We start from the raw sequence: 15115 nt of genomic DNA, 5'->3' as shown, positions 1-15115 counted from the left end.
CAACGCAGTTCGATTCACGCAACAGGGCGACCGGGCGAATCCGGCGCTCACATAACCACCAACCAACTTGAAGCGACCGTAGCATGGGCATGTGCGCCAACGCCGGTACGCGTAGGAGACCAAATGAAGTTGAAGTCAAGCAGCGCGATCGCGTTGGCTGTCTTTGCCACCGCAGCCCATGCGCAATCATCAGTGACGCTCTACGGCGTAGTCGATACAGGGCTGCTGTATCAGAACACTTCGGCGGCTACCTTTCTGCCGCATGCGCCGAACACGGGCGCGATTTTTCAGTTGAAGGACGGCGGCATCTATTCGAGCTACTGGGGTATGAAGGGCGCCGAAGACATCGGCGGCGGCTACAAGGTCAACTTCAAGCTGCAAGGTGCATTCAACACCACGAACGGCAAGTTCGGTTTGTCCGACACGCCGGGCGTCACCGCGATCTTCAACCAGTTCGCGACGGTGGGCCTATCCGGGCCCTTCGGTACCTTCGACGCTGGCCGGCAGATCGTTCCGATGATCTACGCGATGGCGGAAACCGACGTTCGCGGCGCGCAGTATTTCGGCAGTATTCTGACGGCCTGGCTTGGTATCAATCAGGCGGCCGGCTGGCCTGGCACCAGCACGAACGCGCCGATCGGCGCCTTGTACGACAGCAATGCGCTCGTCTATAACTCGCCGAAATTTTATGGCGCGTCGCTCGCGCTCGAGTACGCGCCGGGCGGTGTCGCCGGCCATTTCCAGGGCGGCACGCGCGAGTCGGCCGTGCTCAAGTACTCGAACTACGGTCTGAATCTGTCCGCCGTGTATTACAACGGCCATGATACCAACCCGTTCCCGCTGACTTACCCGGCGGCGCCCGCTATCCCTGCGACCGGTGTCGCAAACAATCGCCTCTACTACTTCGGGGCGATGTACACGATCGCCGGGTTCTCGGTGTCGGCCTCGTATGGCGTCGGCAAGAATCCGGCCCATAGCAACACGGCGAACTTCGAAATGATCTCGGGGGGCCTCGGCTACCAGTTCAATCCGCGTTTCAAGATCACGTCCGGCTACTACTACCTGAACGATAAAAACCACTCGGCGAACCATTCGACCGAAATCGCCGTGGGGGCGGAATACAACCTGTCGCAGAGAACCAAGGCGTACGCGCAAGTGGGTTATGTCGCTAACAGGGGCACCATGAACCAGACCATCGTCTATGGCGCCCCGGTTGCGCCTGGCGTGAACACCACAGCGGCGATGGTCGGCATCCGCCACACCTTCTGATTCCGTCCGCTATAACAATTGGAGTATTCGATGAAAAGTATTCAGGCACGCGCGTTGGCGATTGCCACATTGATTCTGGCCGCGTTCGGCAACGCATGGTCGCAGCCGGGCCAGACCGGCAGTGCACCTTCCGGTATACCGGGCGCATCCGCGACGGAAACTGGCGAGGCCACTCCCGTCAACGCAAGGAAAGCCAATCGCGCGCTGCGCCGGCAGGTGTATGCCGCCATCGGCAAGCACAAGGAGATCAGCGCCGGCAATATCAGCGTGATCGCAAAAGGCGGCGCGGTGACGCTGAATGGCACGGTCACGGACGCGTCGCAGGTCAATCAGGTTGCGGAGATCGCGAAGGGTGTTCCGGGGGTGACTTCCGTGACCAACAAGCTGACCGTGCAAAAGCCGTTTGGCGGGATGTAAAAAGCTCACGCATCGGGGAAGTAGTAAGCGCGAGGAGCCCACTATAACAACGCACTGCCTGTTGAACGGGGCCGTGTAGATATGCATTACCTGCGGGTACCGGGGAGAATCAGCGCCGGCCCCGCCGCACCGGCAGTCCCGGCGAATCTATACCAGAACTGATATCGATATCGCCCAAAATATAATTGGAAAGATATCGGCCCGCTCCGTACACTTCACCATCCCAGGGCATTGAACGGCAGCCTTGCGCGGTAGCGCCGGGCGCGCCGATTCAGTCAAATTGGCCGGTGAGGGTCCCGGCACATGCATCAAGGACCTAGCATGTCGGAAAAAAAGCGGAAATTGCGCTCGGCCGAATGGTTCGGCACAGCTGATAAGAACGGCTTCATGTATCGAAGCTGGATGAAAAATCAGGGCATTCCCGATCACGAGTTCGACGGGCGTCCCGTGATCGGCATCTGCAACACGTGGTCCGAGCTGACGCCGTGCAACGCGCACTTTCGCAAGCTCGCCGAGCACGTGAAGCGGGGCATCTACGAAGCGGGCGGCTTCCCGGTCGAGTTCCCGGTGTTTTCGAACGGTGAATCGAATCTGCGTCCGACCGCGATGCTCACGCGCAATCTCGCGGCGATGGACGTCGAGGAGGCGATCCGCGGCAATCCGATCGACGCGGTCGTGTTGCTGACCGGCTGCGACAAGACGACCCCCGCGCTGCTGATGGGCGCGGCGAGCTGCGACGTGCCGGCGATCGTCGTGACCGGCGGGCCGATGCTGAACGGCAAGCTCGACGGCAAAAACATCGGCTCGGGCACCGCGGTGTGGCAGCTCCACGAGTCGCTGAAGGCCGGCGAGATCGATCTGCATCAGTTTCTGTCGGCCGAGGCGGGCATGTCGCGCTCGGCGGGCACCTGCAACACGATGGGCACCGCATCGACGATGGCCTGCATGGCTGAGGCGCTTGGTACGTCGCTGCCGCATAACGCGGCGATTCCCGCAGTCGACTCGCGCCGCTACGTGCTCGCGCATATGTCAGGCATGCGGATCGTCCAGATGGCGCTGGAGGACCTGAAGCTGTCGAAGATCCTCACGCGCGAGGCGTTCCTGAACGCGATTCGCGTCAATGCGGCGATCGGCGGCTCGACCAATGCGGTGATTCATCTGAAGGCGATCGCGGGGCGCATCGGTATCGATCTCGAACTCGACGACTGGGTACGCATCGGCCGTGACACGCCGACGATCGTCGACCTGATGCCGTCCGGCCGTTTCCTGATGGAAGAGTTTTATTACGCGGGCGGCCTGCCGGCTGTGCTGCGCCGGCTCGGCGAAGCGGACCTGCTGCCGTATCCGGGCGCGTTGACGGTCAACGGCAAGTCGCTGTGGGACAACGTGAAGGACGCGCCCAACACCAACGACGAAGTGATCCGTCCGCTTGACCGGCCACTCGTCGCTGATGGCGGCATCCGCGTGCTGCGCGGTAATCTCGCGCCGCGCGGCGCGGTACTTAAGCCGTCGGCGGCGACGCCCGAGTTGCTCAAGCATCGCGGACGCGCGGTCGTGTTCGAGAACCTGGAGCACTACAAAGCGCGCATCGTCGACGAGACGCTCGACGTCGACGCGAATTCGGTGCTAGTGATGAAGAACTGCGGGCCGAAGGGTTATCCGGGCATGGCCGAAGTCGGCAACATGGGCCTGCCGCCGAAGCTGCTGAAGCAGGGCGTGAAGGATATGGTGCGCATTTCCGATGCGCGCATGAGTGGAACCGCATACGGCACGGTGGTGCTGCACGTGACGCCGGAAGCAGCGGCCGGCGGTCCGCTCGCCGCGGTACAGGACGGCGACTGGATCGAACTCGATTGCGACGCGGGCACGCTGCACCTCGACATCAGCGACGCGGAACTCGCTCGCCGTCTCGCGCAGCATGTGCCGCCGCAACCGCCTGAAGGTGGCGGCTACCGGCGACTTTATATCGATCATGTGCTGCAGGCCGATGAAGGTTGCGATCTCGACTTCCTTGTGGGGTGTCGAGGGTCAGCGGTGCCGCGTCATTCGCATTGACGTGTTGCGCTACGTGAGGAACGGCCGGGTGAGCGTAAGCGGGAAACGCTAGCGGCTTACATCGCTCATCGCATCGACCGCGTCGAGCACGAGCCCGAAAAACTCGTTCGCCGCGGCCGGATTCAGCCAGCGCACGACCACCGTCATGCGCCGTTCCGGTTCGATCCACGTGAACGAACTGCCCGCACCGACGCCGAAATAGCTCGACTCCGGCACGTTCGGAAACACCTTGCGATCGGTGTTGAGCCACACGAGGTAGCCATAGAACGGCGCGATCGCGCACGGCGTGCGCATGCGCGCGATCCATTCGGACGACAGCACCCGCTGGCCATTGGCGACGCCGTCGTTGAGCAGCATCTGCGCGACCTTCAACTGGTCGTTCGCGCTGATCGACACGCCGCCGCCCCAGTGCGTGCCGCCCGGCACCGACTGCATGCGTCGGCCGTCGATCTCGATCCAGGCGTTGTCGTAGCCGACCCATTGCCAGTTTTCGCTGGCACCCGAAGGCCGCATGATCGCTTCGCGAAACACCTCTGGCAGCGGCTGACGGAACAGGTGCAGCAGCGCGAGCGAGAACTGGTTGATGCGTACGTCGTTGTATTCCCAGTACGTGCCCGGCCGTTGCGGCGGGCGCAGGTCGCCCTTCCGGCCATCGGGCGGGGCGGCGAAATTGACGGCGCGATAGTGGTCCGCCTGATCCGACAAACCAAAGTACGTGCCGCGCCATTCGCTGGTTTGCTGCAGCAGATGCGCCCAGGTGATCGGCGCGTTGTGTTCGTCGTCGAAGCCGATGTTGGGCACGCGCACGCGCACCGGCTCGTCGACGTCGGGCAGCAGGCCGCGATCGTGCGCGACACCGGCGATGAGCGCGAGGTACATCTTCGCTACGCTGAAGGTCAGATCGGCGCGGTCGGGTTCGCCCCAGCGCGTTAGCACACGGCCGTCAACAGCAATCGCGCCGGACACCGGCCCGCGATCATGCACGGGACCGAGCAGCCTGTTCCAGGGCGGCGGATCGTTCACGTGCACACCCCATGCGCCGCCTACGTGGCGGTCCCAAAGCGATTCATGATCCACCGCGAACTGCACGGCTTGCTGCAAACGGTCTTGCATGGATAAGGTCCTGTCGGTTCGACGAGGCCCGCGAGGCGAGGCAGAGACTTAGCGGGCGTGCAGTCGCACGCGTGCCCACATCAGGGTGAAAAGGCTGAGTACAGCCGCGAACATCAGATAGAGGCCGGGTGCGAGATTATTGCCGGTCGCCGCGATCAGCGAGGCGACGGCGAGCGGCGTGAAGCCGCCGAATATGGTGGTGCCGATGTTGTAGCCGAACGCCATGCCGGTCGTGCGCGTGCGGGTCGGGAACAGTTCGGACATCATGGCCGGAATCGGCGCGAAATAGGTTGCCTTCAGCAACGCGACCCACGTGACCGCGGCCAGCAACGAGCCGAGTGACGGGTGCGCGTTCATCAGCATGAAGGCCGGGTAGACGGTCGCGAAGAACAGCACGCCGGCGCTGAGCATGATGCGCATGCGGCCCACCTTGTCGGACAGATGACCGACGATCGGCGTGAGCACCATCATGATCAGACCGGCCACGAGCGTCGCGATGAAGCCCGACGACGGCGCGAGCCCCAGTTGTCGCGCCGCGTACGTCGGCATGTAGAGCAGCATGTAGTTGGCCGTGGTTGTCAGCACGAGCGCGCCGATCGACACGAGCACCTGCTCCTTTTGCGTCGCGAGCAGTTCGCGCACCGGCGCGGCGGACTTCTCCGCGCGCTCGAACTCCGGCGTTTCGTCGATGCGGCGTCGAATGTAGAGCCCCACCGGACCGATCAGCATGCCGAACAGGAACGGAATGCGCCAGCCCCAGCCTTCGAGTTGCTCGGTCGTCAGCGTGCTCGTCAACACCGCGCCGAACAGCGACGCGAGTAGCGTGCTCGCGCCCTGGCTCGAGAACTGCCAGCTCGCCATGAAGCCTTTGCGCTGCGGTGCATGCTCGATCAGAAACGCGGTCGAGCTGCCGAATTCGCCGCCGGCCGAGAATCCCTGCAACAGCCGCGACGCGAATACGCCGATCGGCGCGAGCACGCCGATTGCCGCATACGACGGCATTAGCGCGATCATGGCGGTGCCGAGCGTCATCATCGCAATTGACAAAGTCAGCGATGCCTTGCGGCCTTTGCGGTCGCTGAACGAGCCGAGCGCGAGCGCGCCGATCGGTCGAGCGAGATACGAGAGCGCGAAGGTGCCGAGCGTGAGCAGCAGCGACACGGTGCGGTCGTGCACCGGGAAGAACGTACGCGACAGCACGGCCGCGAAGTACCCGTACACGACGAGATCGTAGAACTCCAGCGCGTTGCCGATCGAGGTCGCGAGAATCAGCCGCGATACGCTCGAGCGCGAGGCGTGCCGCGCGACGGCGTCGGCGGTGGTGACGGAGTTCATGCTCATGACGAAGTCCTGTGGCGGCGTGTGGGGGCGCGCCTGAAATGTCACCTGAGCGGCGTCGGCGCGGGATTCGAAGCCTGTGCAGCGATCTTGGGGTGGACGATATTTATAGACAATTACAATATTTGGCAGATATCGTTGCCGAAACGGCAAAGCGCAATGGTGATGATCCAGATCGACAACACCGCGCCGCAAAAGAAAAAACGCCCTGGATAGGGCGTTTTTCGTCAAAACAACCCGGTAGGGAACAGCACGTGTCCCCCACCGCGAACTGTCTGCTTAGAACTTGTGACGCAGACCGACACGGAACGCGAGCTGGTTGTCGGCACCGACGCCCGACGTGCTGAAGTAGCTCGTGCTCGAACCGATCTGTGCCTGCAGATCCTGCGTGCCGTTGCGGCCCGACGCGATCTGGTAGATGCCCAGCACGTACACGTCCGTGCGCTTCGACAGCGCGTAGTCGCCGCTCAGGTTCACCTGGTTCCAGTGGCCGACGTTCGCGCCGCTCAGGTTCATGTACGTGTAGCCCGCGCCTGCCGTGATAGCCGGCGTGAACGCGTACTTCGCGCCTGCTTCGTACGCAGCGAACGTCGTCGACCCACCCGAGATCGGTGCGAGGCGCGTGTTCGTGTACAGGGCCCACAGCAATGCCGGACCAAACGCGTAACGGCCGCCGACGCCGACCGTGCGCAGATCCTGGATCTGGCCGGTGCCAATCGTCGGGAAGGTCACGTTAGCCAGCGACGTCGAGAAGGCCGGCGTTGCCTGGCCCGGGTAACGGATGTCCGTGTACGCCACGCCGAGGCCGAACGGACCGTTCGCGTAGTTCGCGCCGAAGCTGTAAGCGCGCGACGAACCCGCAACCGGGGCAGCCGCCGTGCCCGTACCCGGCGTGCCGGCAAAGCCGCCCGCCGTGTTCGAGAAGCCGTACATCGCGCCGAAGGTCAGGCCGGAGAAGTTCGCGCTGCTGTACTTGACCGAGTTGTTGATACGGCTCGACGTGAGCTGGTCGACGTCGTTGATGTGGTAGGCGTAGTTACCCGCGACGGTCAGGCCGCCGGTCGAGTAGTTGGAGCCGAGGTAGTCGGTCGAGAACGAGTACTGGCGGCCGAACGTCAGCGAGCCGATGTTGTTCTGCGACAGACCAACGTACGCCTGGCGGCCGAACATCGCGCCGCCCTGGCCGGCGGCGCCGTTCGCGCTGCTGAAGCCGTTTTCCAACAGGAACAGCGCTTTCAGGCCGTTACCGAGGTCTTCCGTGCCGCGCAGACCCCAACGGCTGCCTTGCGCAACGCCGTCGTCGTACTTGGTCAGGCTGGCGTGGCCGGTGGACGTTTTCGAGTTGTTCACGTAGCTGATACCGGCGTCGATCAGGCCGTACAGCGTGACGCTGCTTTGTGCGTGAGCGGCGGTGGCGAAGGCGGCAAACGTAGCGGCGGTCAGGATTTTTTTGTTCAAGGTACTTCTCCGGTTAGCAATTTTTAGCGATCGCGACGCGTTGCTCTGCGGCAATGTCGCGCGATGGCCCGCAATTTAAGGGGACGCTGAGTAAGGTATGTGACAGTGAAAAAATTTTTCCACTGTGTCGTGTCGGCGCGACACTTTGCGGACGGCCGGTTGCGGACGGCCGGTTGCGGACGGCCGGTTGCGGGTCTACCGGAGGCGGGGCGGGTCGATTGAACCTGAAGCGAGGCGGGGACGCACGACAGCGGATCGCCCGCCGGGCGGCGGGCGATCGATTACTTCAGCTGGTGCGTGCGTTGAAAATGCAGTTACATGACCGGCTGCGAGAGGATCGATCTTCGCAGCGGCTTGGGCGTCAGTTGCTCAACAACGAGCCGCTGCGGAACGGCGTCGCGCCGGCAATGCGCGCGAACTCAAGTCCGGCCGTCGCGAAGCGCGCCAGGTGCCGCGCGTACAGCACGCCGGCCACGGTGTTCTTGATCGTGACGACTCGGTCCGTCAACGGATCGATGATGTCCGCGATTTCGTGGCCCACGTCCACCCACGAGCCGACTTCACAGCGATACACGAGCACGCCGCTGATCGGCGCGACGAGCGGCTCGGCGCCCGCGAGCGGCGTCGCCGCGAATTCGAGCGGCGGCAGCGGCGCCGGCTCGCCGTCGACCACGCCGCGCGAAGTCAGATATTCGATGATCGCCTGCGCGTCCTTTTCCGCGTACTCGTACGAGACGTCGCGCTGACCGCGCAGCTCGATCGTGACCGAGATCCCGCCGTTCGGAATCGGGAAGCGCTCGCCGAAGCGACCGCGCAGATCCGACCAGCAGAAGCTGTGGATCTCGTCGAACGGATTGCCGACCGAGTTCAGCGCGAGCAGCGACGCCTTCGCGTCCAGATAGCGCGCGAGCGGCTCGACTTCGGGCCACAGGTCCGGGTTCGTATACAGGTGCATCGCGGCTTCCCAATCGCAATGCAGATCGAGCACGACGTCAGCATCGTACGAGAGCTTTTGCAGCGCGAGGCGTTGCGAGGCGAGTTCGGTGGTCGGCTGCTGCGCGTCGAGCGCTTCGCGCATCGCGGTGCGGATGGCCGCGCGGTTCGCGTCGATGTCGCCGGAGAGGCGCGACTCGATGACCGGCAGCACGAGCTCGGCGAGGTCGTAGAAGTTGCGGTTGAAGTTCTGCGCGCTGCCGGCTTCGAAGCGGCCGAGCATCTGGCCGAGCAGATGCTGGTTCAGGCCGATCGGATTCGGCACCGGCACGATCACGACTTCGCCGCGCAGCTTGCCCGCGGCTTCGAGCACGGCCAGCTTGCGTCGCAGCGACCACGACACCAACATGCCGGGCAGTTCGTCCGCGTGCAGCGACGACTGGATATAGATCTTCTGTCCGCCGCCGGGACCGTAGTGGAAACTCGTCAGTTCGCGGGCGGTGCCAAGCGACGGGGCAATCAGCGAATGGGTCTGGGTTTGCATGGTATTGGCTTCGCGGCTCGTCCGGAGCAGCCGCGCTAGGTGGTTGATTGCAAGGGGAAAGATGCGCGCCGCTGCGCGCGGGGGGAGCGGCGTGCGGACTGCGGCGACCTGTCGCACGGAGGCCGCGGTTCGCACGATCTTAGCCGATATGCCACATGATGTGGCTTCATGTGGCTGGACGTGGCCGCGCAAAACAAAACGGGCTCCGCGTTGCGGAGCCCGTTTCGGGTACATCTGGCCGGCGCGCCGTGCGGCGCGCGTGGGCGGTTTAGCTGCCGTACACGTCGAAGTCGAAGTACTTCTTCTCGATCTTCTTGTAGGTGCCGTCCTTGATCATGTCGGCGATTGCCTTGTCGACCTTCGCTTTCAGATCGGTGTCTTCCTTGCGCATGCCGATGCCGGCGCCGCTGCCGAGGATCTTCGGATCGTCGATGTCCTTGCCGACGAACACGAAGCCCGCGCCGCGCGGCGTCTTCAGGAAGCCGATGTCAGCCTGCACCGCGTCCTGCAGCGCTGCGTCCAGACGGCCCGAGATCAGGTCGGCGTAGACCTGGTCCTGGTTCTGGTACGGCACGACTTTCGTGCCCGCCGGTTCCCAGTAGGTCTTCGCGTAGGTTTCCTGGATCGTGCCCTGTTCGACGCCAACCGTCTTGCCCTTCAGCGATTCGGCGGTCGGCAGGATGCCCGAGCCCTTCTTCGCGACGAGGCGCGTCGGCGTGTTGAACAGCTTCGACGAGAAGGCGATCTGTTCGGCGCGTTGCGGCGTCATCGACATCGACGACAGCACGCCGTCGAACTTCTTCGCCTTCAGCGCAGGGATCATGCCGTCGAAGTCGTTTTCCACCCACACGCACTTCGCACCCACGCGTTTGCAGATTTCGTTGCCGAGGTCGATATCGAAGCCAATGAGCTTGCCGTCCGCGCCTTTCGACTCGAACGGGGGATAGCTGGCGTCAACACCAAAACGGATCGTCGACCAATCCTTAGCGTGTGCGCCAATCGAGACGGTGGCAAGCAGAGCGACCGTCAAAGCCGCTAGCAGTTTTTTCACTGTTTTTACTCCTCGGTGTAGTTCAATTACGCCCTCGGCGGTTGTGCCGCCTTGGGACGCCCGGCGCGACTCACGACAGGGCTTTCGATCAGGTTACAAGCCGGGGTGGCCTGCAACGCGCGCCAAGCTTATCAGTTCAAAAATATCGGAAAGCTAGTAAAACACCGGATGGCGCAGGAGGAGGCCCTCTACGGCAACGCTTGCGTCCAAGCCGGCGTGACCGGATCGTACACCGTTGGCGGGGTTTGCGTAACGCGGGTGTAACGAAGGAGCGGTAATACGATGGCCGGGCGAGTGTAATCGACTCGCATTTGCAGTGGTTTTCTCGCGAACTCGTCGACAGCTGGTTTGAAAGGCGGGTTTGAATCGCGGACGGACCGTTAAAGGTTTCGCCTGAATTTGCCGTTAATTGACAACGATGTCGAGACCATTGCGTGACGTGTCACTGCCTGAGCCCGGTATTTTTTGCCGCCTTTTTGAACCGGTGCAAAAGCGAAGTCTTTGGCGCTATGATCGATTCTCCCTGCGCCGGAAGCCGACCATCGCGCAGGCGGGATTCGCGTTGCTACACGTCGTCGAACAGCTGTCAAGATTTAAATGCCGCGCGTTTGCGCTCGCTCAAAAGGCCTTTCTGCTCAACGGTGTTATTCATGCACGCGAAGTTCAAGGCGGATCAAACGGGCCGTTGTAGACAGGCTTTTAAGCGACAAATCGCGAGCGCGCGGGCGCGCGCGGCCTTATTGCAGCGCAGGTTTTTTGGCGGATTTTTGTCGAGCGATTCATCCGGATTTTCGGCGCTTGGCGCAGCCGGATTTGGGGCCGCCATTCTTTCCGGGCTTTTGCCATTTCTAATTGGCGTAGTCCTGTGCGCGGGTTTCGGCGCGACGACGTCCGCCGCGGCCGCCGACAAAGTGCTGCGCGTGCTCGCGTGGCCCGGCTACGCGGACCCGGACGTCGTGAAGGCATTCGAAGCGCGCTACGACGCGAAGGTCGAGGTCACGCTCGTCGATTCCGACGAAGCGCTGTGGGCGCAGATGCACAGCAAGGACACGCCGCCGTTCGACGTGCTCGCCGCCAACACCGCCGAAATCCGCCGCTATACGCAGGCGAATCTGCTTGCGCCGCTCGATCTCGCGAGTCTGCCGAACACGAAGAAGCAGTTGCCGCGTTTCCAGGCGCTCGGCTCGATCGACGGCCTGACGTCGGCGGGCAAGGTGTACGCGATTCCTTTTACGTACTCGTCGATGGGGCTCATCTACGATCGCCGGCAGATTCCGGTCGCGCCGCGTTCAATGCTCGAGCTGTGGAACCCGCGCTATCGCGGCAAGGTGCTCGACTTCAATAGCGCGCAGCACAACTTCTCGTTTACCGCGCTCGCGCTCGGCTATCCGCATCCGTTTCAACTCGACTCCGCGCAGATGCGCGCGATCGCGCACAAGCTCGTCGATCTGCGCCGCAACCTGCTGACCTATTACACGCTGCCCGAGGAGGCGACCGCGTTCTTCATCCAGCACAAGGCCGCGCTGATGTTCGGCAACTACGGTACGCAGCAGGTGGAGTTGCTGCGCCGCGCGGGCGCGGACGTCGGCTACGTGATTCCGGACGAGGGCGCGCTCGCGTGGCTCGATTGCTGGTCGATGACGCGCTCGGCGAGCGACAGGCCGCTCGCGCTCGCGTGGATCAACTACATGCTCGAGCCGGGCGTGAGCGGGTTGCTCACGCAGCGGCAGGGGCTCGCGAACACGCTGACCGAACCCGCGGAAGGCAGCGCCAACGCGCATATCGTCTGGATCAGCCCGGTCGAGGATATCGAGCGCCGCGAGAAACTGTGGGTGCGGATCGTGTCGGGCGACCGTTCGGAGCGCTTCTGATGCTGCACCGCGGCCTGACCTTCAAGCTGTCCGTGTTGCTCGCGTGCATCGGCGTGCTGGCGTCGGGCGCGACCGGCTATTACGCGTATTGCGCGAATCGCACGATGCTCGTCAACGAAGCGCAGCACAGCCTGCAGACTTCGACGGAGCTGCTCGGTCAGCGCATCGCCGTGTCGATCGACGATGTCGCGGCGGACGCGCTCGTGCTCGCGACGATGCCGTCGTCGGTGAGCGTCGCACAGACCGACGACGGCATCGGCCCGAGCGAAGGCCGCGAGCGGCTCGCGCAGGTGTATTCGAGTTTTATGCTGCATCACCCGGAATATCTGCAGGTGCGGCTGATCACGCAGCAACATCACGGGCTCGAACTGATCCGTTTTGATCGCGACAGCGACGGCCTCGTGCGCGTCGAGGGCAACGATCTGCAGGAAAAAGCCCAGTTTCCCTATGTATTCGAAACGCTCGCGTTTTCGCCGGGGCGCATCTACACGTCGCCGATCGCGGTCAATCACGAATACGGCACGCATGCGGCGCAAGGCAAGCCGACGCTGCGTCTCGGCACGCCGATCGCGGACGCGCGCGGCACGGTGGTCGGCGTCGTCGTGCTCGACGTCGATCTGGCCGGCATGTTGCGGCGTTTGCAGAGCGATCTGCCGAGCGACTATCAGGTCTATCTGGCCAACGAGTGGGGCGATTTCCTGGTTCATCCCGACCCGTCGAAGACCTTCGGATTCGACCGCGGCCGACGCGTGCTGATGCAGGACAGCTTCCCGATTACGAAGCCACTGTTCGAGCCGCAACGCAGCGAGGCACTCGTCAACGGTCTCGCGGGCGCCTGCGAGGCGTCCGGGCACGTGCTCGCGTTCGTGCGCCGGCCGTTCGGCGGCTCGGAGGGCAACCGCTTCATCGTGCTCGGTCTCGCGAAGCCGCTCGAAGACGTGCTGGCCGGCGCGAATCAGCTTGGCACGCGGATCATTCGCATGGTGCTGGTGTTCAGCGCATTGTCGGTGCTGCTGGCGATCCTGTTCGCGCGAGCACTGACCAAGCCGCTGCATCTGCTCGCGCATGCGGCGACGCATCTGTTCGCCGAGCATGCGATGCACACACTGCCGCTCAAGCGCACCGACGAAATCGGCGTGCTCGCGCGCTGTTTCGAGCGTTTGCGCCGCGAAATTCGCGCGCAGATGGACGCGCTGCACAGCAAGCAGAGCGAGCTCGTGCATCTCGCATCGCACGACGTGCTGACCGGCCTGCCGAACCGCATGCTGTTCATGCAGAAGCTCGAAAGCGCGATCGAGGAGGCGAAATTCCGCGGCGAAGGGCTCGCCGTGCTGTTCGTCGACCTCGACCGCTTCAAGCAGATCAACGATCAGTTCGGCCACTCGGTCGGCGACAAGGTGCTGGTCGCGGTCGCGCGCCGCCTGAAGGACGTGCTGTATGCGGGCGACGTGGTCGCGCGGCTCGGCGGCGACGAATTCATCGTGTTGATCGAAGGGCCGCGCGCGGCGGAGGTCACGCCCGCGATCGCCGCGGTCATCATGGACGCGCTCAACGAAACGCTGATCGTCGACGGCAATAGCATGACGGTTGGCGCGAGCATCGGCATCAGCGAGTTCCCGCACGACAGCGGCAATGCCGAGGAACTGCTGCTGAACGCCGACGCCGCGATGTATGCAGCGAAATCGGGCGGACGTTGCGCGTATCTGCGCTATCGGGATCTGCTCGCGATGCGGCTCGACGAGCAGGCGCGGGAGCATGCCAGAGCCCAACTCGCGCAGGCGCGCGCCGCCCAGGATGCGATCGAGGGGCGCGAGCCGGAGCCCACGGCGTGACGCGGTTTTATCCGCGTGCCTGACGGTCGTCTACTGCCACGCCGCGATTGCGCCGCAGGCGCCCCACTCAAACAATCCGCACCCCACCTCGATAAGTCGCACGCGGCACCGGCAGCTTGTCGAGCATCGTCACGCGCACGAGGTCCGCGCGCAAGCCTGGCTCGATCGCCCCGCGGTCCGTCAGGCCCACGGTGCGCGCCGGTTCGGCGGAGACCGTCGCCATTGCGCGCGGCAGCGACCAGCCCGCTTTTTCGACGAGATCGAACACCGCGGCCAGCAAGCTCGACGGCACGTAATCCGACGACAGGATGTCGAGCAGATCCGCTCGCGCGAGTTCGAGCGCCGACACGTTGCCCGAATGCGAGCCGCCGCGCACGATATTCGGCGCGCCCATGATCGTCGCGATGCCGTGCTCGCGCGCGGCCTGCGCGGCGACGCGCGTGGTCGGGAATTCGGCGAGCACGATGCCCTCGGCCTTCGCCTGTTCGACGTGCTCGATCAGTGTGTCGTCGTGGCTCGCGAGTGGAATGCCGAGTCGCCGGCAACGCTCGACGATCTCGCGGCGGTGCGTATCCGCGTAACGCTCCTGTTCGACCGCAAGCTCGGCGAGTGCGGTCGCGACACGTTCATCGCTCATCTTGCCGTTGCGCTCCTGGTAGCGGCGCCATTGCTCGTGGTCGTGCCATTGGCGCTGGCCCGGCGTATGGTCCATCACCGATGCGAGTCGCAGCAGCGGATGCGCGCACAGCGAATCGAAGACCTCGAGCACGTCGGCGGTCGCGATCTCGCAGCGCAGATGCAGAAAGTGCTCGGCGCGCAGCAGTTGACGCGCGGACAGCCGCAGCAGCGAATCGGCGCATTGCGTTTGCACGTCGCGGTTACGCAGGCCGACGTTCGAGCGCGAGCCGATCGCGAGCGCGTCGAACACCGTCGTGATGCCGGCGGCGGCGACCTGCGCGTCGTGGATCACGAAGGCCGCGTCGGTATTCCATTCGACGCCGGGACGCGGCACGAGATGCTTTTCGAGGTTGTCCGTGTGCAGTTCGATCAGACCGGGCAGCAGATAATCGCCGTCCCAGTCTTCGGCGTCGCGTGTCGAACTCGCGCCGCGTTCGACGTCGCGAATCACGCCGTCTTCGACGCGCACGGCGCCCATGAATACTTCGTCTCGCGTCACGATGCGAGCGTTGCTGATCAACATCGACTTGCTCCGTAGTCAGTCGGTATCCGTTCG

11 protein-coding genes are annotated in these 15115 nt (G+C 63.8%); 5 read left to right on the top strand and 6 right to left on the bottom strand.

Annotated features, from left to right (window positions below):
* Positions 1-123: 123 nt before the first annotated feature.
* The 3 genes from L0U81_RS23660 to L0U81_RS23650 all read left to right on the top strand — a co-directional run bounded on the left by L0U81_RS23660 (position 124) and on the right by L0U81_RS23650 (position 3741).
* On the top strand, positions 124-1269 hold the full coding sequence (locus tag L0U81_RS23660; protein ID WP_233806113.1) for a porin: 1146 nt from the start codon (positions 124-126) through the stop codon (positions 1267-1269).
* A gap of 30 nt (positions 1270-1299) precedes the next feature.
* Complete coding sequence (locus L0U81_RS23655) at positions 1300-1686, top strand: BON domain-containing protein (RefSeq protein ID WP_233807924.1); 387 nt, start codon at positions 1300-1302, stop codon at positions 1684-1686.
* A gap of 321 nt (positions 1687-2007) precedes the next feature.
* Entirely contained in the window at positions 2008-3741 is a 1734-nt protein-coding gene (locus L0U81_RS23650; RefSeq protein WP_233806104.1) for an IlvD/Edd family dehydratase, read from the top strand.
* 48 nt (positions 3742-3789) lie between these two features.
* Here the strand turns inward: L0U81_RS23650 and L0U81_RS23645 are convergent, their stop codons facing one another.
* The 5 genes from L0U81_RS23645 to L0U81_RS23625 all read right to left on the bottom strand — a co-directional run bounded on the left by L0U81_RS23645 (position 3790) and on the right by L0U81_RS23625 (position 10178).
* Positions 3790-4854 carry a serine hydrolase domain-containing protein gene (locus tag L0U81_RS23645; protein ID WP_233806102.1) on the bottom strand — a complete coding sequence of 355 codons (1065 nt, stop codon included), beginning with the start codon at positions 4852-4854 and terminating at the stop codon, positions 3790-3792.
* 48 nt (positions 4855-4902) lie between these two features.
* Positions 4903-6195 carry an MFS transporter gene (locus L0U81_RS23640; protein WP_233806100.1) on the bottom strand — a complete coding sequence of 431 codons (1293 nt, stop codon included), beginning with the start codon at positions 6193-6195 and terminating at the stop codon, positions 4903-4905.
* 276 nt (positions 6196-6471) lie between these two features.
* The gene (locus tag L0U81_RS23635; protein ID WP_233806098.1) at positions 6472-7650 is read right to left on the bottom strand and encodes a porin; all 1179 of its coding nucleotides are present in this window, start codon (positions 7648-7650) and stop codon (positions 6472-6474) included.
* A gap of 361 nt (positions 7651-8011) precedes the next feature.
* Complete coding sequence (locus L0U81_RS23630; RefSeq protein ID WP_233806089.1) at positions 8012-9127, bottom strand: succinylglutamate desuccinylase/aspartoacylase family protein; 1116 nt, start codon at positions 9125-9127, stop codon at positions 8012-8014.
* A 268-nt stretch (positions 9128-9395) separates the two neighbouring features.
* Entirely contained in the window at positions 9396-10178 is a 783-nt protein-coding gene (locus tag L0U81_RS23625) for an ABC transporter substrate-binding protein (protein ID WP_233806087.1), read from the bottom strand.
* A 650-nt stretch (positions 10179-10828) separates the two neighbouring features.
* Here L0U81_RS23625 and L0U81_RS23620 point away from each other — a divergent pair.
* On the top strand, positions 10829-12049 hold the full coding sequence (locus tag L0U81_RS23620) for an extracellular solute-binding protein (protein WP_442793446.1): 1221 nt from the start codon (positions 10829-10831) through the stop codon (positions 12047-12049).
* Complete coding sequence (locus L0U81_RS23615) at positions 12049-13881, top strand: diguanylate cyclase domain-containing protein (RefSeq protein WP_233806085.1); 1833 nt, start codon at positions 12049-12051, stop codon at positions 13879-13881. Before L0U81_RS23620 ends, L0U81_RS23615 begins: the two co-directional genes overlap by 1 nt.
* Positions 13882-13948: 67 nt before the next feature.
* On the opposite strand, the gene L0U81_RS23610 is transcribed toward L0U81_RS23615, so the two are convergent.
* The gene (locus L0U81_RS23610) at positions 13949-15082 is read right to left on the bottom strand and encodes an alpha-D-ribose 1-methylphosphonate 5-triphosphate diphosphatase (RefSeq protein WP_233806076.1); all 1134 of its coding nucleotides are present in this window, start codon (positions 15080-15082) and stop codon (positions 13949-13951) included.
* Positions 15083-15115 lie beyond the last annotated feature (33 nt).

Source organism: Paraburkholderia sp. HP33-1, assembly GCF_021390595.1.
Lineage (GTDB): Bacteria > Pseudomonadota > Gammaproteobacteria > Burkholderiales > Burkholderiaceae > Paraburkholderia.
Note: the sequence above shows the minus strand (reverse complement) of the source record. Positions and strands in the feature narration are given on the sequence as shown.